The following is a 19,888-nucleotide window of genomic DNA, read 5'->3' as shown; positions in this document are numbered from 1 at the left end:
GAAGCCGTGCCGATGAATCTCCGGTGCGCCATGAAGGGCCGCAGAGTGCTGACTGCTGCAGCGATCGTGGCCGGTCTGCTTCTCACGGGGGCCGGCTGTGGCGGGGGAGGAGACCAGGGTGAGTCCAAGGCGAGTTCCTCGTCGTCGCACTCGCCGGACAAGGACGACGGAGCCGGCGGGCAGGAATCGCCGACGGATTCCGCGGACAAGGTGCTCGCCACGGCCAGGGACGGCGACATCACGGTCACGGTCACTTCCGCACAACGGGACCCGGGTGGTTTCGTCACGGTGGCGGGTCAGGTGACGAACGGTGGCAACGGCTCCTGGCTCGGTGCCGACTGGCAGAGCGACGAGACCGAGTTGGCCGCCAACGGCGGGTCGCTCTCCGGTGCGAACCTGGTCGACGAGAAGGGTAAGAAGAAGTACCTCGTCCTGCGGGACACCACGGGCCGCTGTCTGTGCACCAAGTTCTCCCGGTTGCGGCCGGGCGACTCGGCGAGCTGGTTCGCCCAGTTCCCCGCCCCGCCCGACGCCACGACCCAGGTGAACTTCCAGGTCGGTGGTCTGCCCCCCACTCCGATCCAGATCTCCCAGGGGTGACCCACCATGGCACCCACCCCCCGCGTCACCCTCGTCTCCGCCCTCGCCCTTCTCACCCTGACCGCCATGCCCCAGGCCCTCGCCGACGACGGACCCGGCGCGCCGCCCGGGAGTGTGGCCACCTCGCCGCCGCCGTCCGTCGACCCCACCAGTCCCGGGCTCAAGCTCGCCGACGGTGCCACGCTCGCGCCCGCCAAGGTGCTCGACATCAAGTCCGTGGTGGAGGACCTCGGCGGCGAGGAGCGCCGTGAGGACACCAACGAGAGCGTCACCTTCGCACTCCAGGCGGAGGTGCTGTTCCCCAAGGACAGCTCCAAGCTGAACCCGCAGGCCCGCTCCCGTATCGACGCCATCGCGGAGGAGATCAAGAAGCAGAACACGAGCAGCGTCCGCGTCTTCGGCTTCACCGACGACCTCGGCAGCTACGCCCACGGCCTGGTCCTCTCCAAGAAGCGCGCCGAGGCGGTGCACGACCGGCTGGCCTCGACCCTCGGCGGGAACGTCACCTTCGAGGTGCGGGGCTACAGCGAGGACTATCCGATCGCCGACAACTCCACGGAGGAGGGCCGGCGCAAGAACCGCCGCGTGGAGGTGTCGTTCCCCAGAGGAGACTCGTCTTCGTAGGAGTGCGCGCATTCGACGGAGCCGCCTCCACCCCCGTGCGGCACGGCTGCGCGATGCTCGTGCCGTCCAGTCGGTCGGTGTCGGAACCGGGAGCTGCCATGAGAAAGATCGTCCTGATGATGTCCATGTCCCTGGACGGCTACATCGAGGGCCCCGACCGCGAGATCGACTGGCACCTCGTGGACGACGAACTGCACCAGCACTTCAACGACGTGCTGGGGGAGATGGGCGCCTTCCTCAACGGACGCGTGACCTACGAGCTGATGGCCGGCTTCTGGCCCACCGCCGACGCCGATCCCCATCGCTCGGGTCCCGTGATCGAGTACGCGCGGATCTGGCGGAACATGCCCAAGGTGGTGTTCTCCCGCACCCTGGAGCACGCCGACTGGCACACCACCGTCGTCCGGGACGTCGTCGTCGACGACATCCTCGCCCTCAAGGCCCAGGACGGCGGCGACCTGGCACTCGGCGGAGCGACCCTGGCGGCCGAGTTCCTGCGGCTCGACCTCGTCGACGAACTGCGGGTGTACGTCCACCCGATCCTCGTCGGCCGGGGACAGCGGCTCTTCCCCGACAGCGACGCCCTGACCGCGCTTCGCCTGATCGATTTCCGCCGGTTCGGCAACGGCGTTGTGCTGCTGCACTACGAGCGCCCCGGAGCGGCCGACCGGTAAAGGTGTTGTCCGGGCCCGGTCCGCTCGGTAGGAAGACCGCATGACTGGACTCGGTGCTGTGTTCCGGCCCCAACTGCCTCCCGAGCGACTGCGTGCGATGGCGCGGCTCGCGGACGACTCGGGCCTGGAGGAACTGTGGCTGTGGGAGGACTGCTTCCTGGAAGGAGGGATCTCCGCCGCGTCCGCCGCGCTCGCCTGGACCGAGCGGCTGCGGATCGGCGTCGGACTGCTTCCGGTGCCCCTGCGGAACGTCGCGGTCACCGCGATGGAGGCCACGACGCTCGATCGGTTGTTCCCGGGGCGGGCGATCCTCGGCGTCGGGCACGGTGTGCAGAGCTGGATGGCCCAGGTCGGGGCCCGCGCCGACTCGCCGCTGACCCTGCTGCGCGAGCATCTCGAGGCCCTGCGCGCCCTGTTGCGCGGTGAGCGGGTCACCACGGACGGGCGGTACGTGAGGCTGGACGGTGTCGCGCTGGACTGGCCGCCCGCGCAGGCGGTCCGCATCCTCTCCGGGGCCACCGGACCGCGCACGCTGAGGCTGTCCGGCGAGGCGGCCGACGGGACCATCCTCACCTCGTCCACGACGCCCGAAGGCGTACGGAGGGCCCGTCAGCTCATCGACGCGGGACGGGAGACGACCGGCCGCACCGACCCCCATCACGTCGTCGTCTATCTGCGCACCGCCACCGGTCCGGACGCCGTCGCACGGCTGAGCGCGGACATGGCGGCGGGCGGGAAGGACCCGAGGGCGGAGCACGGGGTGGCCGGCGACGCGGGCACGGTCGCCAAGGCCGTCCGGAGCCTCGCCGACGCCGGCGCGGACACGGTGGTCCTCGAGCCGACCGCGGACGAGCCGGACCCGGAGGCGTTCCTGCGGTTCGCGGCGCACGAGGTACGGCCCCTGCTGCCGTAGCGCCGGACAGGCCGTGACGAGGCCGTTCGTCCGCATGTTCGTGCGGGCGAACGGCCCCGTAGAAAATTCGTTCGCGATCCCTCTCCGGCATTGGGACGATCGCCGCATGACCCTCGGCCGCCCCTTCGAAGAGCTTGTCAAGGAAGCTGTCGACGCCTCCGTCGACGGCTGGGACTTCTCCTGGTTCGACGGCCGGGCCACGGAGGAACGGCCCTCCTGGGGGTACGCGCGTTCGATGGCCGAGCGTCTCGCGCACGCGTCGGCCGCGCTCGACATCCAGACCGGCGGAGGCGAGGTCCTGGCCTCGGCGCCGACGCTGCCGCCGCTCACCGTCGCCACCGAGGGCTGGCCGCCGAACGTCGCGAGGGCCACCACCCTGCTCCATCCGCGCGGCGCCGTGGTCGTCGCCTCGCCGGAGGAGGCGCCGCTGCCCTTCGGGGACGCCGCCTTCGACCTCGTCACCAGCCGGCACCCGGTGCGCACCTACTGGCGTGAGATCGCCCGTGTCCTGCGCCCCGGCGGCACGTACTTCTCCCAGCAGGTCGGCCCGGCGAGCGCTTTCGAGGTGGTCGAGTACTTCCTCGGACCGCAGCCGGCCGGGGTCCGCTCGGCCCGTGACCCCGGGCGGGCGCGGGCCGAGGCCGAGGCGGCGGGCCTGGAGGTGACCGGTCTTCAGGAGGCCCGGCTGCGCATGGAGTTCCACGACATCGGCGCCGTCGTCCACTTCCTGCGCAAGGTGATCTGGATGGTTCCCGACTTCACCGTGGAGCGGTACGAGTCCCGGCTCCGTTCCCTGCACGAGCGGATCGAGTCCGAGGGGCCGTTCGTCGCCCACAGCACGCGCTTCCTGATCGAGGCGCGCAAGCCGCGCGGCTGACCGTGCACCGCATCGCCGTGCTCGAAATGTGAGACCGGCGTCCGTGTTCCGAGACGTTGGCTCAAGGTTTCCACATCGTTATCGAGAGCGGCTCGATCCGGATGTTTGTGTCACGTAAGTTCAGACCAAGGTAAATCGCGTGAGCAAAGCTGCGCGGACGGCATCGCGCAGTGGAGGGGGCTGCGCGGCGCCGGTGCCGACCGGACGCACCGTCAGGCGTCCCGCACCTGCACCCGCACCCCCCGCCGTATCCCCCACCGCTCCATGGCGCCGGCCTCGGCCTCCAGGACGTGGCGCGCACGGAGCCGGGGCAGGCCGAACCGTCCCGGCCGCATCGTCCGCACCGCGACCACCCGCAATGCCGTGTCCAGATAGGCGACGTCGATCGCGAAGCGCATGCCCAGCGTGTGCACGGCGCTTGCCGGGCTCAGCAGCAGTGCGCCCTCGATCCCCGTGCGTCCGAGCAGTCCACGCCGCCGGGCTCCCGCCGAGCGGGCGATCTCCAGTGGCACCGGGGCGGGCATCCCCGTCGTGGTGAGCATGGCCATGGCTGCGACGTTAGCGATGGCGTCAAGCTGCCGCTCCCGGCGCCCATCACCCGCCCGGAGTACATAGGGGCATCCCTCCGCGCGTCCCGCAAGGTCGCGCAAACCCCTTGGATACCTCAGGATTCAGCCGGATTCCCTTTGAATCCGCTGTGTTTCGGCCATGGATGCACCCTGAATGAACGCCTCCGGGGTCATCGTGGCGTCGCCGCACGACTGCGGAGAGTAGTTGTGGCACGCCGATGCACGCAGCATCACTTACGAAGGGTTATGGTGGAAACCCCCCCTCGGGCCGGTCCGTCTCCCCCCCCACGGACCGGCCCGTTTTTCCTTTCCCCGCGGCCGAGTCCCGCGGTCCGATCCGGCTCGCCCGCCGAGCCCGCCGCCCGTGCGGGGGCGTCTCCCGCACCCGACACAGAACCCGGAACCCCGGGTCATGCGGCCCCCGTTCACGGGTACGCAGCCGATACAGACCACTGACACCCCTTGGCGGGGCCCGGGTTTCCCGGGAGTAGGCTTCGCCTCCGGGGACCGACATCTGACGGGGATCGCGCACGCCCGCACCTGTCTGATCCGTACGGAGGGGCTGACCATCACGTGAACCTGCGCGACAAGCTGCGGGGCCTGCTCGTCAGGCTGTACGCGCGCCGGGTGGAGGGCCACCTGGACCACGCTCAGGTGCCCAAGCACATCGGCGTCATCATGGACGGCAACCGACGCTGGGCGAAGGCCGCGGGTTCGACCACCGCGCAGGGCCACCGGGCCGGGGCCGACAAGATCGAGGAGTTCCTCGGCTGGTGCGCCGAGACGGACGTCGAGGTCGTGACGCTCTGGCTGCTGTCGACGGACAACTTCGACCGGCCGAAGGAGGAGCTGGTCCCGCTCCTCGGCATCATCGAGGACGTGGTCCGTTCCCTCGCCGCCGACGGCCGCTGGCGGGTGCACCACGTGGGGGCCCGCGATCTGCTGCCCTCGCAGATGCAGGGCGTCCTCAAGGAGGCCGAGGAGGCCACCGCGCACATCGACGGGATACTCGTCAACGTCGCGATCGGCTACGGCGGCCGCCAGGAGATCGCCGACGCCGTCCGCTCGATGCTCCTCGACGCCCATGAGAAGGGTGCGTCGGTGGAGGACCTGGCCGAGTCCGTCGACGTCGATCTGATCGGCAGACACCTCTATACGAGTGACCAGCCCGACCCCGATCTGGTGATTCGCACGAGTGGCGAACAACGGCTGTCCGGCTTCATGCTCTGGCAGACCGCGCATTCGGAGTACTACTTCTGCGAGGTCTTCTGGCCGGCCTTCCGCAAGGTCGACTTCCTGCGCGCCCTGCGTGACTACGCGGCGCGACACCGACGCTACGGCGGCTGAGAGACCACCCGCCGCGGCGGCCGGGCGTCCGTCGTACGGAGGTACGCATTCACCCGCTCGGGTGCAAAAGTTACAAGGAGTTCATCGGGGCGCCGTCATATGCCCTGGCATGGCGGCGCATGTTCGAGGGCATAAGACCAGACAGGTCGACACCCGAACCACGGGTGTCGTATCTCAGCGGACGGCTCGGGGTCGTCCGCCCGGGAGGCCCTTTGCACCAGCGCCACCGTGCGGTCTCGGCACGGAGGAAGCAGTGGAGGGCCGGTTCTCGGCCCGTGCATGGCGGCCGACGACCGGTCCAGGTCCACTCCGTCGCTCCCCGACCTCATCCGAGGGGGTACGTCCTTCCGTGGTGACCAGCACAAAGCGCCACAAGCCAGACCGGCGCACCTATGTTCTCGACACCAGCGTCCTATTGGCCGACCCGAACGCCATGACCCGCTTCGACGAGCACGAGGTCGTGCTCCCGGTGGTCGTGGTCACCGAGCTGGAGGCCAAGCGGCACCATCCCGAACTCGGCTACTTCGCCCGGCAGGCCCTGCGCCTGCTCGACGACTACCGGGTGCGGTACGGCCGACTCGACGCCCCCATCCCGACCGGGGACCTCGGCGGGACCCTCCGTGTCGAGCTCAACCACTCGGACCCCAGCGTGCTGCCCACCGGCTACCGCCTGGGGGACAACGACTCCCGCATCCTCGCGGTCGCCCGCAATCTGCAGGCCGAGGGATTCGACGTCACCGTCGTGTCGAAGGACCTGCCGCTGCGGATCAAGGCGTCGTCCGTCGGGCTCCAGGCCGAGGAGTACCGCGCGGAACTGGCCATCACGGACTCCACCGGCTGGACCGGAATGTCCGAACTGACGCTGTCCGGCGAACAGGTGGACATCCTCTTCGAAGAGGGACACGTATACGTTCCGGAGGCCGCCGAGCTGCCCGTGCACACCGGCCTGACGATCCAGTCGGAGCGGGGCAAGGCGCTGGGTCGCGTCACGGCCGAGGGCAACGTCCGCGTGGTGCGCGGCGACCGGGAGGCGTTCGGCATCAAGGGGCGCAGCGCGGAGCAGCGGATCGCGCTCGACCTGCTGCTCGACCCGGACGTGGGGATCATGTCGATGGGCGGCCGGGCCGGCACCGGCAAGTCGGCGCTGGCGTTGTGCGCGGGCCTCGAGGCGGTGCTGGAGCGCAGGCAGCACCAGAAGGTGATGGTCTTCCGGCCGCTGTACGCGGTCGGCGGCCAGGAGCTCGGTTATCTGCCCGGCACCGAGGCCGAGAAGATGAGCCCCTGGGCCCAGGCCGTCTTCGACACGCTGTCGGCGGTCACCTCCCGCGAGGTCATCGAGGAGGTCACCGCACGCGGGATGCTGGAGGTCCTCCCGCTCACCCACATCCGCGGCCGTTCGCTCCACGACGCCTTTGTCATCGTGGACGAGGCGCAGTCGCTCGAACGGAACGTACTGCTGACCGTTCTGTCCCGGATCGGCGCCAATTCGCGGGTGGTCCTCACCCATGACGTCGCCCAGCGGGACAACCTGCGGGTGGGCAGGTACGACGGCGTGGTCGCCGTCGTGGAGAAACTGAAGGGGCATCCGCTCTTCGCCCACGTCACACTGACGCGGTCCGAGAGGTCCCAGATCGCCGCCCTTGTGACCGAAATGCTCGAAGACGGGCAGATCTGACCCGGGCATTCAACGCGAGGTTGTTACTCGCGGGTTGGCGCCGTCCGGCAAAGGGCCTAGAGCCTAGCCGGGCGGCGCCTTCGCATGCGGGAGTTTCCGTGAATCCACTGGGCCAAACGGGATGTGAGCTTTCACACTCAACGCAGAATTGCCACCCGGCGTCCGGTTACGGCAGAGTCTCACTCCTGTCAGGCCCCGCATACGACACACCTGTACCCCCAGCGGTACGGCACCTCAAAAGCACCACGGCCAACTTCATAGCGCCGTCGTATGCCGCCCGAGCACCACGCGGTCGCCCCCGGCAGGGGGTTGCCCACCGGGCCCGTGCCTCCCGTGACCCCGCAGTTGGGAGGCCAGCGTCAGGGGGCACGATTGCGTCCGCCAGGGTCACCCAAGCGGACGATGCTGGAAGGAAACCGTGTGAGCCGGATTTCGGTCCGGGGATTCGCAGTGGCCTCGGCCACGGCGGTCACCGCTGTCGGCGCCGTCACTGGTGTTGCCTCGGGCAGCACCGGGCAGCCCTCGAGCGACGCCGAGGCAACGGCAAGCGACTCGATGCTCCTCGCTGACATACCGACGGGTCAGCAGGCCCAGGTCCAGACCGCGTCGCTGACGCAGCAGGCCGACGCACAGGCCATCGCCGCGGACGCGAGCGCGAAGAAGGACGCCGAGGAGTCGGCCCGCAAGCAGGCGGCCGCGGATGCGGTCGCCAAGCAGAAGGCCGCGCAGAAGGCCGAAGAGGCTGCGAAGGCGCGCAAGGAGGAGCAGGCCAAGGCCAGCCGCAGCGCGTCCAGCTTCGCGGTCCAGAGCTCTTACACCGTTGCGCAGATCCAGGCGATGGCGCGTCAGATGGTCGCGGCCGACCAGTTCCAGTGCTTCAGCAACATCGTGGACCACGAGTCCAGCTGGAACTACCGTGCGGTCAACGCGTCTTCCGGTGCCTACGGTCTCTTCCAGGCCCTGCCCGGCTCCAAGATGTCGTCCGTCGGCTCCGACTGGCAGACGAACCCGGCCACGCAGATCAAGTGGGGCCTCAACTACATGAACGGCCGCTACGGCAGCCCGTGCCAGGCCTGGTCGTTCTGGCAGGCCAACAGCTGGTACTGAGCCGCGGCCCCGCTTCGGGCGGACGCTCAACCTCACGAAGCCCCTCACCGTCTATCGGTGAGGGGCTTCGGCCGTTTACGCCCGCGGGGCCCCGCCGTGTACGGTCGCAAGGGACGACTCCAGGGGGGAGTGGTGGGGAGCACTCAGGGACGCGGGGGAAGAGGACGGATCATGTCGCAACTGCCAGGGTGGCTCTCACGGCTCGGCGCCGGACTCAGCCAGGTGGGGGAGCGGCTGGACGAACGCCGTGCCGAGGTCGAGAAGGACCACCACACCGAGTCGGCGCCCGCCCCGGTGCATGACGGAGTTCCGCCGCCCCCGGCGCATCCTCCCGCAGTACCCGCACAGCCCCGTCCGCATCCCGTCGAAGCGGTGCCATGGGGCGTGCGGGTGGCGGCCGAGGCCGGCTGGCGGGTACTCGTGCTCGCGGGCACGCTCTGGGTGCTGATGCGGGTCATCAGCGCCGTCCAGTTGGTGGTGCTGGCGTTCGTGTGCGCACTGCTCATCACGGCGCTCCTGCAGCCGACCGTGGCGCGGCTGACCCGTCACGGTGTGCCGCGCGGTCCGGCGACCGCGCTGACCGCGATCCTGGGCTTCGTCATCATGGGCCTCATCGGCTGGTTCGTGACCTGGCAGGTCATGGAGAACATCGACTCGCTGTCCAACCAGATCCAAGACGGCATCGACGAGTTGCGCAAGTGGCTGCTCAACAGCCCGTTCCACGTCACGGACAAGCAGATCAACCAGATCGCCAAGAACCTGCGCGAGGCGATCGGCGCGAACGCCGACCAGATCACCTCGACGGGCCTGGAGGGCGTCCAGGTCATCGTCGAGGCACTGACCGGAATCCTCCTGACGGTCTTCTCCACCCTGTTCCTGCTGTACGACGGCCGGCGCATCTGGGAGTGGACGCTGAAGCTGGTGCCCGCGGCGGCGCGGCCGGGAGTGGCCGGCGCGGGCCCCCGGGCCTGGCGCACGCTGACGGCCTACGTCCGCGGCACGGTGATCGTCGCCCTGATCGACGCCACCTTCATCGGCCTCGGCATCTACTTCCTGAACGTGCCCATGGCCGTGCCGCTCGCCGTCTTCATCTTCCTCTTCTCGTTCATCCCCCTGGTGGGCGCCGTGGCGTCCGGCGCGCTGGCGGTGGTGGTGGCGCTGGTGACCCAGGGCGTCTTCACCGCGATCATGACTCTTGTCGTGGTCCTGGCCGTCCAGCAGATCGAGGGCCACATCCTGCAACCGTTCATCCTGGGCCGGGCCGTGAGGGTGCATCCGCTCGCGGTGGTGCTCTCCGTGACGGCCGGCGGCATGGTGGCGGGCATCGGCGGCGCGGTGGTGGCCGTACCGCTGGTGGCGGTGACGAACACGGTGGTGGGCTATCTGCGGTCGTACGCGGCCTCCGGAGCGCCGCGCCCGGTTCCCCAGCCCGCGTCCGTACCGGAGTCGGAGACACCGCCACCGCAGGACAGCCCGACGACCGTGTGAGCGTCGGTCCTGCGGGGAAGGGCGAGGCCGTTCGGGCCGAAGCACGAAGGCCGGGCGAACGGGCTCGGGGCCCCGCCCACCGTGGAGGTGACCGGGGCCCCGGAAGCCGAACGGCCTCGCGCGCTACTCGGCGAGGATCGCCTCCGCGTCCAGCGTCACACCGACGGCCTGGATCACCGACGCGATCTTGAAGGCCTCCTGGACGACCTCACGGTCGACCCCGGCCTTGCGGAGCACCTGCTCGTGCGAGTCCAGGCACATCCCGCAGCCGTTGATCGCCGACACCGCGAACGACCACAGCTCGAAGTCGACCTTCTCGACCCCGGGGTTGCCGATGACGTTCATCCGCAGACCCGCGCGCAGCGTGCCGTACTCGTGGTCCGAGAGCAGGTGGCGGGTGCGGTAGAAGACGTTGTTCATCGCCATCACGGCGGCCGCGGACTTCGCAGCGGTGTACGCCTGCGGCGAGAGGTTCGCCTTCGCCTCCGGCGCCAGCTCGCGCAGCACGATCGGCGAGCGGGACGCGATCGCCGTGACCAGCACCGTGCCCCACAGCTGCTGCGTCGGCAGGTCGGAGTTGCCGATGACCGAACCCAGGTTGAGCTTCAGGTCCTTGGCGTAGTCCGGCAGGGCGGACTTCAGGGAGTCGAGGGACATCGCTCACTCACCGGCCAGCAGTTCGACCGGGTCGAGGGTGTTCTCGCCCTTGTTCCAGTTGCAGGGGCACAGCTCGTCGGTCTGCAGGGCGTCCAGGACCCGCAGGACCTCCTTGGGGTTACGGCCGACGGAGCCCGCGGTCACCATGGTGAACTGGATCTCGTTGTTCTGGTCGACGATGAAGACGGCGCGCTGCGCGAAGCCGTCCTCGCCCTCGATGCCCAGGGCACGCATCAGCTCGTGCTTCGAGTCGGCCATCATCGGGAACGGCAGGTCGCGCAGGTCCGGGTGGTCCTTGCGCCAGGCGTGGTGGACGTACTCGGAGTCGCCGGAGAAGCCGAGGATCTGGGCGTCACGGTCGGCGAACTCGTCGTTCAGCTTGCCGAAGGCCGCGATCTCGGTGGGGCACACGAAGGTGAAGTCCTTGGGCCACGCGAAGACGATCTTCCACTGACCCTCGTAGGTCTTGTGGTTGATCTCCTCGAACTCCCTGCCCTTCTCCAGCGAGACGCAGGCGGTCAGTTCGAACTCGGGGAACTTGTCACCGACAGTGAGCACACGCTCTCCTTGCAGCACAGAAGCACGACGCACACACAGTGCTTCTCATGGGTTGGACGTCTGCGATCCTGGCACAGGGTGCATTGATTCAAGAAATAGCTACACTCGGGTCAGTTGATCGATGTCTGCTATCAGTCACTATCGGTAGGGGGTTCAGGGGAATGAGTGGGACCAGGACGAACGGGCGCCGCCAGCCCACTCTCGCCCAGCTGCGCGCCTTCGCCGCCGTCGCCGAGCACCTCCACTTCCGGGACGCCGCCGCCGCGATCGGCATGAGCCAGCCCGCCCTGTCCGGCGCGGTCTCCGCCCTGGAGGAGGTCCTCGGCCTCACCCTGCTGGAGCGCACCACCCGCAAGGTCCTCCTGTCACCGGCCGGTGAGCGGCTCGCCGTGCGGGCCAAGGCGGTGCTTGCGGAGGTCGGCGCGCTCATGGAGGAGGCCGAGGCCGTCCGGGCGCCCTTCACCGGGGTGCTGCGGCTCGGGGTGATCCCGACCGTCGCGCCGTATCTGCTGCCGGCCGTCCTCAACCTCGTCCACGACCGCTATCCGCACCTCGACCTGCAGGTCCACGAGGAGCAGACGGCCGGCCTGCTCGACGGACTCACCGGCGGCCGTCTGGACCTGCTCCTGCTCGCCGTCCCGCTCGGTGTGCCGGGCGTCGTCGAACTCCCGCTCTACGACGAGGACTTCGTGCTCGTCACCCCGCACGACCACCGGCTCGGCGGCCGGGAGGGCATCCCCCGGCAGGCCCTGCGCGAGCTGAACCTGCTGCTGCTCGACGAGGGGCACTGCCTGCGCGACCAGGCCCTCGACATCTGCCGGGAGGCCGGACGCGGCATCAGCGGGGCGGGGCGAGGTCCTGCGGGGGGCGCGCCGGTGACCACGACCGCCGCCGGGCTGTCCACCCTCGTCCAGCTCGTCGCCGGCGGGCTCGGGGTGACCCTGTTGCCGCGCACCGCCCTCAAGGTGGAGACCTCCCGCAACAGCCGGCTCCTCACCGGCCGCTTCGCCGATCCGGCGCCGTCCCGGCGCGTCGCCTTCGCGATGCGCGCGGGTGCCGCGCGGGGGACCGAGTACGAGGAGCTGGCCGGGGCGCTCCGCGAGGCGCTGCTCCCGCTGCCCGTAAGGGTGTTGGGGCCCGACGACTGAGAATCCCCGGACAGGTCCGCACACGTACTCGGTCCTTCATGGGTCCGATGACGCACCGGGAACGGCGCGAGCATTCAACGTCCCGGAGTACGCCCTGAGAACGCGTGCGGGCCCCTCCCGGTCAGGGGGAGGGGCCCGCACGGCAGGGTGTCGGTCACTCCGTACGCAGTCCGTCCGGCCGCATCAGCCGCAGCAGCGGCGGCAGGCTGAGCAGCGTCACGACGAGGACGACCGCGGCGCCGATGCCCGTCATCGACAGCACGCCGGCCCAGTCCACGCGGATGCTCTGGGCGGTCATCTTCAGCAGGACCGCCCCGAGGGCCAGGCCGACCGCCGAGGCCAGCACCAGCCCGAGCGCGATCGGGACGGCCGTCTGCCACAGCACCGACAGGCTCAGTGTGCGGCGCCGGGTGCCGAAGGCGACCAGCGCCGACAGCAGCTTCTTGCGCTCCCGCAGCTGCTCCAGCTGCGACACCAGCAGGCTCGCCCCGATCAGCGCCAGCACGCAGGTGGCGCCGACGAACAGCCCCGTGCGGATGGAGGTGAACCGGTGGGACCGCTCGGACGCCGCCCAGACCATGGGATTCGCCTGCACGTCGATCTTCGCCGCCGTGTTCCGTACGTACTCGCGCACATCCGGCACGGACTCGTCGAGCGACAGGTAGACCACCCCGGTGACGATCCGCGCGGCCCGCTCGGGCAGCGCGCTCGGCGTCATCAGGACGCCGCCGCGCCGCACTCCCGTCGGGTCCTCGATCGACCGGGCCTGCTTCAGTCCCGCCGGCACGGTCCAGGCCACCTCGCCGCTGTGCTCGCTTCCGTAGGAGGGATCGAGGTAGAGCGTCCGTCCCGGTGTGACGAGCTTCGGCGTGGCCAGGTCGTACTCGGCGCCCCGCAGCACGAACACGTCACCGTCGTGGCACGAGGGCAGCGTGGCCAGCTCGCGCAGGGCGGCGCAGTCGCCGATGCTGAGGTCGCTGGAGACCTCGGGGTCCTTGCGGCGTTCGCCGATGCCGGTGCCGGACAGCGAGGTGGCCTTCCGTACGCCCGGCGTGGCGTCGAGCTTCGCGGCAGCCGCGCCGACCGCCACTCCGCTCGGCAGGCTCACCTGCATCTGCGCCCGTGAGAGATCGTTCTGCGTCTGCCTGGTGTAGTCGCTCTCGACCCCGGCGAACAGCATCTGCAGCGCGATCGCCCCGGCCACCGCCACCGCGATGCCGTTGACCATGCGGGCCGCCGTGCCGCTGCTCAGCTGGAGTCGGCGCACGGCGAGTTGCCAGGCGACACCGCCCCGGCCGAGCCGGGCGACGACGGTCTCGACGACCCAGGGAAGCAGCGCGGTGATGCCCACCAGCAGCAGGACGACGCCACCGGTGACCAGGTACTGGTTGAAGTCGCCGTGGGTCCGGCCCTTGCCGATCATCGGGTAGAGCATCGCGAGTCCGGCCAGCGGCAGCAGCAGCCGCCACCACAGCCGGCGTCGCGCGGGCCGCGCCGTGCGCACCACACCGAGCGGCTCGATGACGACACCGCGCAGCGCGAACAGCGTCACCAGCACCGCGGCCGCCGGGACCGCGACCGCGACGAGCACGGCGAGGAGCGGCGAAGGGTTCAGATAGCTGGGGAACACGCTGACGTCGAGGACCACCGCCGATCCCGCCGCCTGACGCCCCACCAGGAAGAACCCGGCTCCGAGGACCAGCCCGAGCAGGGCACCCGCGAGAGCCTCGCCCGCGGCGATCCGCCGGGTCATCCCGCCGTCGGAGCCGATCAGCCGCAGTGCGGCGAGCCTGCGGTCGCGCCGCTCACCGCCGAACCGCACGGCCGCGGCGATGAACACGGCCACCGGGGTCAGCAGCACCACGAAGACGACGAGGGACAGCAGGACCAGCACCGGGTCCGACCGCTCGGTCGTCGGGTTCGGATTGCCGAAGCGGTCGATCCGGGCAACCGACGAGCCGTCGATCCTCTTGGCGAGGCCGTCCGCCCCTGCGTAGTAGGCGAGTTCGGCCGAGCCGATGAGCCCGCTCTCCCCGATGGTCCCGACGATCCGGTACGGCAGCCGCTCCCGCAGCAGCTTCCCGCCGTCGGATGCGAGGAGTTCCTTCAGCGCGGGGGAGACGACCATCTCGCCCACCGCCGGGAACCCGTCCACCCCCGGTGGAAGCGGTGCCCGTGCACCCTCGGGCTCCGTCAGCCGCCCGCGCACGTCCTTCTCGCGGTACGTGGTGTCGATGTCCGCGATCACGAGGGTGTCGTCGGCCTTGGGCATGACCGTGCGGCTGTAGGTGTAGTCCAGACGCGCCTCCTCGCGCTCGCGCCGCACCGTGAGCGCGTTCGGCAGCGCGGTGGTGAGGAGCAGCAGAGCCACCCCCAGTCCGACGCCGACGGCCGTCAGCAGGAGCCTGACCCACCCTTCCCGCCCGCCGGTGACGGCGAACCGGACCCCCATGGCCAGATCCCGGAAGCTCCCCAGGGTTCCCGCCCCGGCTCGAGCGGGGGTACCCTCGTGCGCCGGGAGCCGCTCCGATCGCGTGCTCATACGGCGCGCTCCATGTCCCGCGACTTGCCGTCCCGTACGACGATCTCGCGGTCGGAGTACGCGGCCACCCGCGCCTCGTGCGTGACCAGCACGACGGCCGCGTTGGTGGACCGGGCGGCCTCGGTGAGCAGCTCCATCACCCGCTCGCCGTTCAGGGAGTCCAGCGCGCCGGTGGGCTCGTCGGCGAAGAGCACGCGCGGGTTGGTGACCAGGGCGCGGGCGACGGCCACACGCTGCCCCTGGCCTCCGGATATCTCACCGGGGCGCTTGCCGGCGAGGTCGTCGACCTCGAGCCGCTCCATCCAGGACAGGGCGGTCCGCTCGGCCTCCTTGCGCGAGGTGCCGCTCAGACGCATCGGGAGGGCCACGTTCTCGACGCAGGTCAGTTCGGGCACGAGCTGACCGAACTGGAACACGAAGCCGAACTCCGAACGTCTGAGCAGGCTGCGCTCTGCGTCGCTCATGCCGGCCATCTCGCGGCCGTTGTAGAGGATCGAGCCCGAGTCGGGAGGCACGATCCCGGCGAGACAGTGCAGCAGGGTCGACTTCCCCGAACCGGACGGACCCATCACGGCGACGATCTCACCCGGGTGGATGGAGAACTCGGCGCCGTCGAGGGCCACGGTCGGACCGTACGCCTTGCGCAGGTCCTGGGCGGTCAGCAGGGAACCGGGGGGAGGAGTCACCTGGCCACCGCCTCCGCGAGCCTGTCGAGGCGTGCGGCGGTCAGTTCCAGCCAGCGCAGATCGGCCTCGAGGTGGAACAGGGCGTGGTCGCAGATCAGCTGGTCGGCCAGGTCGCCCTTGCGCTTGCGGTCGGTCAGGATCCGCATCATGCGCAGGTGCTCGGCACGCTGCGTGTCGAGTATGTCGGCCGCGTCGCGGTGCGTGAGCAGTGCGAGGACGACCTTGGTGTAGAGGGTCGACTGCAGATACGGCTCGGGCTTCTCCGGGGTCGCGAGCCACTGCTGAACGTCGGTGACCCCGGCGTCGGTGATGGCATAGCGCTTCCGTTCGGGCCCGCCGCCCGGCTCGATGCCGTCGACCTCGACGAGGCCGTTCTTCAGCAGCCGGGACATCGTCGAGTAGACCTGGCCGTAGTGCAGCGGCCGGTCGTGACCGAATTTCTCGTCGAAGGCCCGCTTCAGGTCGTAGCCGTGACGTGGTCCGGACTCCAGGAGTCCGAGAAGAGTGTGACCGATGGACATGGCAAGCACTGTACACATGGCGTATACACCCCACGTATACATACTGCGTATAGATCTTGGTCCGGACCGCGTCTTCCCAGGTGGGAGCCGTTTGTCACGGTTCGGCTACATGGTTCGGGCGCCCGTCTAGGTCTCCGGGCCGTCGGCGGCCGGCGGACGTCCGCGGCGGGGGATCGGTGTGGTCCCGCGGGGGAGCCGGCCCGCCTCCGCGAGGGCGCGCCGGAGCAGGAACTCGATCTGGGCGTTGGCCGAGCGCAGATCGTCCGACGCCCACCGGGCGAGTGCCTCGTAGACCGACGGATCCAGCCGCAGCAGCACCTGCTTGCGCTGCTGCGGCCGACTACGGGGGGCCGGACCTTCGGAGGGGTCCGTCACTGGTAGAGCGATCCGGTGTTGAGCACGGGCTGCGGTGCCCGGTCCCCGCAGAGCACCACCATCAGGTTCGACACCATCGCCGCCTTCCGTTCCTCGTCGAGCTCCACGATGTCCTGCTCGGCGATCCGGGTGAGTGCCGCCTCGACCATGCCGACCGCGCCGTCGACGATCTGCCGGCGCGCGGCGACCACCGCTCCGGCCTGCTGCCGCTGGAGCATCGCGGAGGCGATCTCCGGCGCGTAGGCGAGATGTGTGAAGCGCGACTCGACGATCCGCACTCCGGCGGCCTCCACGCGCGCCTGCAGCTCCGCGGCGAGCTTCTCGGTGATCTCCTCCGCGTTGCCCCGCAGTGAGAGCCCGTCCTCCTCGTGGGCGTCGTACGGGTACTCGATGGCGATGTGCCGCACGGCGGTCTCGGTCTGTGTGGAGACGAACTCCAGGTAGTCGTCGACCTCGAAGACGGCCTGCGCGGTGTCCTCGACCTTCCAGACCACCACGGCGGCCAGCTCGATCGGGTTGCCGTAGGCGTCGTTGACCTTGAGGACGGTCGTCTCGTTGTTGCGCACCCGGGTCGAGATCTTCGTGCGCGAGGTGAACGGATTCACCCAGCGCAGTCCGTCCTGGCGGATCGTGCCGCGGTAGCGGCCGAAGAGCTGGACGACCCTGGCCTCACCGGGTGCCACCGTGTTCAGGCCGGCCATCGCGACGAGCGCCGACAGGGCGAGCAGGACGCCGACCACGATCAGTGCGGCCCCGGAGCCGGAGCCGAGGTTCGCCCCCAGCACGATCAGGCACGCGCCCAGCACCAGTCCGACGAGTCCGAGAAGCAGCGACGCCCCGCCGCCGATGCTGTGCGCGGCGAACTCGCGGACCCGGGGCGCGGGCATCTCCGGTATGTCACCGGCAGTGGAAGCATCTTGTGTGGACATGGGCGATATCCCCCGTTTCATCCTCTAGCACGGCTCTAGCTAAGTGATATCACATTACCCGTCATGACAACCTTCCATGCCGTTCGATCGTCGGTTCGGATGGGGCAGGTGCTGATTGTCACGTCCGCAAAAGGCGTGATCGGCGGGCCTTTGTCATATCGCGTGGTGTTAGTTTTCTGAGCTGACCCGAGCCACGCCCCTGTGTGACACACGAGAACGAAGCGGAGCGGATCGACCCATGGGACGAGCGGAAGAGAGACGAGCGCGGCAGCGCGGTGGCCGCCGCGCGGCGCCCAAGCGCTCGTCCGGAGCCGAGCGGACGGCGGGCTCCCCGTCGGTCGGCGGCAGGGCCGCCGCGCGTGCGAGCGCCGCCAAGAGCAAGAAGGGCGGCATACGCAGGTTCTTCACCTGGAAGTCGATGCTCGGCACGCTGTTCGGCTTCGTGCTGCTGGTCATGGGCGCGTTCGTCCTGATGTACGTGACGACCCCGATCCCCGCGGGAAACGCCGCCGCCAAGCTGCAGTCCAACGTCTACAAGTACAGCGACGGCAGCATTCTGGCCCGCACCGGTGAGGTCAACCGCGAGAACGTCGACCTCGCCCAGGTGCCCAAGGAGGTCCAGCACACCTTCGTCGCCGCCGAGAACAAGACCTTCTACCAGGACGCGGGCGTCGACCTGAAGGGCACGGCCCGCGGTCTGCTCAACACCGTCTCGGGCAAGGGCGCGCAGGGTGGTTCGACGATCACCCAGCAGTACGTCAAGAACTACTACCTGAACCAGAACCAGACCGCCACGCGCAAGCTGAAGGAACTGGTCATCGCGCTGAAGCTGGACCGCCAGAAGTCCAAGGAGTACATCCTGGCGGGCTACATCAACACCAGCTACTACGGTCGTGGCGCCTACGGCATCCAGGCCGCCGCGCAGGCCTACTACCGTAAGGACGCCAAGGACCTCACGGTGGGGGAGGGCGCGTATCTGGCGGCGCTGCTCCAGGCGCCGAGCCAGTACGACTGGGCCGTCGCCACCGACACCGGCAAGAAGCTGGTGCAGAATCGCTGGAACTACGTGCTCGACAACATGGTGGGCCAGCACTGGCTGGACGCGGGCAAGCGCGCGGCCATGAAGTTCCCGGTGCCGAAGGCGCCCAAGGGGGCGCCGGGCATGGAGGGGCAGACCGGCTATCTGGTGGACGCGGCCAACGCGTCCCTGGAGCGGCAGCTCGTCTCCCAGGGCACCGCGGCCTCGATCGGTGACGCCGAGGCGCTCGTGAAGTCGGGCGGCTGGACCATCACCGTGAACGTCGACAAGAAGAAGCAGGCCCAGCTGGAGCAGGCCGTCAAGGACAGGCTGACCAGCAAGCTGAACCCGAAGAAGCGGCCGGTCGACGGCGACGTCCAGCCCGGTGCCGTGTCCGTGGACCCGAAGACGGGCCGCGTGCTCGCCATGTACGGCGGCGTGGACTACCTCAAGCACTTCACCAACAACGCCACGCGCCGCGACTACCAGCCCGCCTCCACCTTCAAGCCGCTGATACTCGCCGCCGCCGTGGACGAGCAGGCCAAGACCCAGGACGACCGGGCGATCACCGCCAACACGATCTACGACGGAACCAGCGGCCGTCCGGTCAAGGGCAGCGCGATCGCCTTCGCCCCGCCGAACGAGGACGACCAGGACTACGGCGACATCACGGTGCAGAAGGCGATGAACCAGTCCGTGAACTCGGTCTTCGCGCAGATGGGCGTGGACGTCGGTATGGACAACGTGATGAAGGCCGCCAAGGACCTGGGCATGGACACCAAGGGCATGCAGGCCGTGCCCGCGCAGACCCTGGGCAGTATGGGCGCGAGCCCGCTGGAGATGGCCGGCATCTACGCGACCCTCGACAACCACGGCAGGAAGGTCACCCCGGCGATCATCAAGTCGGCGGAGCACAAGGACCGCACGGTCACCATGCCCGACCCGATCGGCGACCAGGTGATCAGCCGCGAGGCCGCCGACACGGTGACCTCGGTGCTCACCGGCGTGGTCGACGACGGTACGGCCAAGGTGTCGGTGCGGGACAACCCCTCACGCGACGGCCAGCAGGTGGCGGGCAAGACGGGTACCTCCGACAACAACAAGTCGGCCTGGTTCACCGGCTTCACGCCGAACCTGGTCACCTCGGTCGGCCTCTTCGGTGAGGACGCCAAGAGTCATGCCCAGGTCACCCTCCAGGGCGCCACGGGCCTGCTCCCTGCCCCCGGCCGCATCAACGGCGGTGGCTACCCGGCACAGATATGGGCGGCCTACACCTTCGAGGCGATGGGCGAGGTCGCCAAGTTCGACCTGGACACCACGCAGGGCGCCGCGGTCCAGCCGACCCTGTCGCCGACCCTCTCGCAGTCGCCGACCACGAGCCCGCCGTCGACGCCGACCACCGCGCCGGCGACGTCCGCGCCGCCGACGACTCCGCCCACCACGACGCCGGCCACCCAGCCGCCGACGTCCGAGCCGCCGACGACGACCCCGCCGGCACCTCCGGGGACCACGCCTCCGAGCACCCCGAAGAACCCGCTCGATCCCAACGCGGGCCAGTAGCACGAGGGAGCCCGGTGGAC

The 19,888-nt window shown here is 69.7% G+C and carries 19 protein-coding genes; 11 read left to right on the top strand and 8 right to left on the bottom strand.

The genetic code is table 11. From position 1 onward, the window contains the following. The first annotated feature begins 12 nt into the window (after positions 1 to 12). The 5 genes from ACSHXN_RS16070 to ACSHXN_RS16050 all read left to right on the top strand — a co-directional run bounded on the left by ACSHXN_RS16070 (position 13) and on the right by ACSHXN_RS16050 (position 3,688). Positions 13 to 600 carry a hypothetical protein gene (locus tag ACSHXN_RS16070; RefSeq protein ID WP_355134557.1) on the top strand — a complete coding sequence of 196 codons (588 nt, stop codon included), beginning with the start codon at positions 13 to 15 and terminating at the stop codon, positions 598 to 600. A 6-nt stretch (positions 601 to 606) separates the two neighbouring features. Continuing rightward, complete coding sequence (locus ACSHXN_RS16065) at positions 607 to 1,224, top strand: OmpA family protein (RefSeq protein WP_355134559.1); 618 nt, start codon at positions 607 to 609, stop codon at positions 1,222 to 1,224. A 98-nt stretch (positions 1,225 to 1,322) separates the two neighbouring features. After that, positions 1,323 to 1,898, top strand: coding sequence for a dihydrofolate reductase family protein (locus ACSHXN_RS16060; protein WP_355134561.1), 576 nt, complete (start codon positions 1,323 to 1,325; stop codon positions 1,896 to 1,898). A 40-nt stretch (positions 1,899 to 1,938) separates the two neighbouring features. After that, positions 1,939 to 2,811, top strand: a complete 873-nt coding sequence (locus tag ACSHXN_RS16055; RefSeq protein ID WP_438303268.1) for an LLM class flavin-dependent oxidoreductase — start codon at positions 1,939 to 1,941, stop codon at positions 2,809 to 2,811. A 106-nt stretch (positions 2,812 to 2,917) separates the two neighbouring features. Further along, on the top strand, positions 2,918 to 3,688 hold the full coding sequence (locus ACSHXN_RS16050) for a class I SAM-dependent methyltransferase (RefSeq protein WP_438303267.1): 771 nt from the start codon (positions 2,918 to 2,920) through the stop codon (positions 3,686 to 3,688). A gap of 212 nt (positions 3,689 to 3,900) precedes the next feature. Here ACSHXN_RS16050 and ACSHXN_RS16045 read toward each other — a convergent pair whose 3' ends face one another. Then, positions 3,901 to 4,236: a DUF192 domain-containing protein gene (locus ACSHXN_RS16045; RefSeq protein WP_355796524.1), complete on the bottom strand. Its 336-nt coding sequence runs from the start codon at positions 4,234 to 4,236 to the stop codon at positions 3,901 to 3,903. Between the two features lie 594 nt (positions 4,237 to 4,830). Here ACSHXN_RS16045 and ACSHXN_RS16040 point away from each other — a divergent pair. From ACSHXN_RS16040 to ACSHXN_RS16025, 4 genes are all read left to right on the top strand, one after another. Beyond that, on the top strand, positions 4,831 to 5,604 hold the full coding sequence (locus ACSHXN_RS16040) for an isoprenyl transferase (RefSeq protein ID WP_355134569.1): 774 nt from the start codon (positions 4,831 to 4,833) through the stop codon (positions 5,602 to 5,604). A gap of 349 nt (positions 5,605 to 5,953) precedes the next feature. Continuing rightward, positions 5,954 to 7,279: a PhoH family protein gene (locus ACSHXN_RS16035; protein ID WP_355134571.1), complete on the top strand. Its 1,326-nt coding sequence runs from the start codon at positions 5,954 to 5,956 to the stop codon at positions 7,277 to 7,279. Between the two features lie 402 nt (positions 7,280 to 7,681). Further along, positions 7,682 to 8,386, top strand: a complete 705-nt coding sequence (locus tag ACSHXN_RS16030; RefSeq protein WP_355134573.1) for a lytic transglycosylase domain-containing protein — start codon at positions 7,682 to 7,684, stop codon at positions 8,384 to 8,386. 171 nt (positions 8,387 to 8,557) lie between these two features. After that, positions 8,558 to 9,874: an AI-2E family transporter gene (locus tag ACSHXN_RS16025; protein ID WP_355134575.1), complete on the top strand. Its 1,317-nt coding sequence runs from the start codon at positions 8,558 to 8,560 to the stop codon at positions 9,872 to 9,874. 123 nt (positions 9,875 to 9,997) lie between these two features. On the opposite strand, the gene ACSHXN_RS16020 is transcribed toward ACSHXN_RS16025, so the two are convergent. Next, the gene (locus tag ACSHXN_RS16020; RefSeq protein ID WP_059129120.1) at positions 9,998 to 10,531 is read right to left on the bottom strand and encodes an alkyl hydroperoxide reductase; all 534 of its coding nucleotides are present in this window, start codon (positions 10,529 to 10,531) and stop codon (positions 9,998 to 10,000) included. Between the two features lie 3 nt (positions 10,532 to 10,534). Further along, positions 10,535 to 11,089, bottom strand: coding sequence for a peroxiredoxin (locus ACSHXN_RS16015; RefSeq protein WP_355134577.1), 555 nt, complete (start codon positions 11,087 to 11,089; stop codon positions 10,535 to 10,537). A gap of 161 nt (positions 11,090 to 11,250) precedes the next feature. Between ACSHXN_RS16015 and ACSHXN_RS16010 the strand changes: the two genes are divergently transcribed. Next, the gene (locus tag ACSHXN_RS16010) at positions 11,251 to 12,237 is read left to right on the top strand and encodes a LysR substrate-binding domain-containing protein (RefSeq protein ID WP_355134579.1); all 987 of its coding nucleotides are present in this window, start codon (positions 11,251 to 11,253) and stop codon (positions 12,235 to 12,237) included. Between the two features lie 154 nt (positions 12,238 to 12,391). Here the strand turns inward: ACSHXN_RS16010 and ACSHXN_RS16005 are convergent, their stop codons facing one another. The 5 genes from ACSHXN_RS16005 to ACSHXN_RS15985 form a co-directional block, all read right to left on the bottom strand. Further along, entirely contained in the window at positions 12,392 to 14,689 is a 2,298-nt protein-coding gene (locus tag ACSHXN_RS16005) for an ABC transporter permease (protein WP_438306470.1), read from the bottom strand. 86 nt (positions 14,690 to 14,775) lie between these two features. Next, the gene (locus tag ACSHXN_RS16000) at positions 14,776 to 15,465 is read right to left on the bottom strand and encodes an ABC transporter ATP-binding protein (RefSeq protein WP_355134581.1); all 690 of its coding nucleotides are present in this window, start codon (positions 15,463 to 15,465) and stop codon (positions 14,776 to 14,778) included. Beyond that, on the bottom strand, positions 15,462 to 15,986 hold the full coding sequence (locus ACSHXN_RS15995) for a PadR family transcriptional regulator (RefSeq protein ID WP_355134583.1): 525 nt from the start codon (positions 15,984 to 15,986) through the stop codon (positions 15,462 to 15,464). Before ACSHXN_RS15995 ends, ACSHXN_RS16000 begins: the two co-directional genes overlap by 4 nt. Before the next feature lie 126 nt (positions 15,987 to 16,112). Then, positions 16,113 to 16,412, bottom strand: coding sequence for a hypothetical protein (locus ACSHXN_RS15990; RefSeq protein ID WP_383357765.1), 300 nt, complete (start codon positions 16,410 to 16,412; stop codon positions 16,113 to 16,115). Then, complete coding sequence (locus ACSHXN_RS15985; protein ID WP_355134587.1) at positions 16,358 to 17,290, bottom strand: SPFH domain-containing protein; 933 nt, start codon at positions 17,288 to 17,290, stop codon at positions 16,358 to 16,360. The genes ACSHXN_RS15990 and ACSHXN_RS15985 overlap by 55 nt, the downstream gene beginning before the upstream one ends. A 238-nt stretch (positions 17,291 to 17,528) precedes the next feature. Here ACSHXN_RS15985 and ACSHXN_RS15980 point away from each other — a divergent pair, with 238 nt between their 5' ends. Continuing rightward, entirely contained in the window at positions 17,529 to 19,868 is a 2,340-nt protein-coding gene (locus ACSHXN_RS15980) for a transglycosylase domain-containing protein (RefSeq protein ID WP_356111578.1), read from the top strand. The last annotated feature ends 20 nt before the right edge of the window (positions 19,869 to 19,888 follow it).

The organism is Streptomyces sp. HUAS TT11, from assembly GCF_051553595.1.
Taxonomy (GTDB): domain Bacteria; phylum Actinomycetota; class Actinomycetes; order Streptomycetales; family Streptomycetaceae; genus Streptomyces.
Note: the sequence above shows the minus strand (reverse complement) of the source record. Positions and strands in the feature narration are given on the sequence as shown.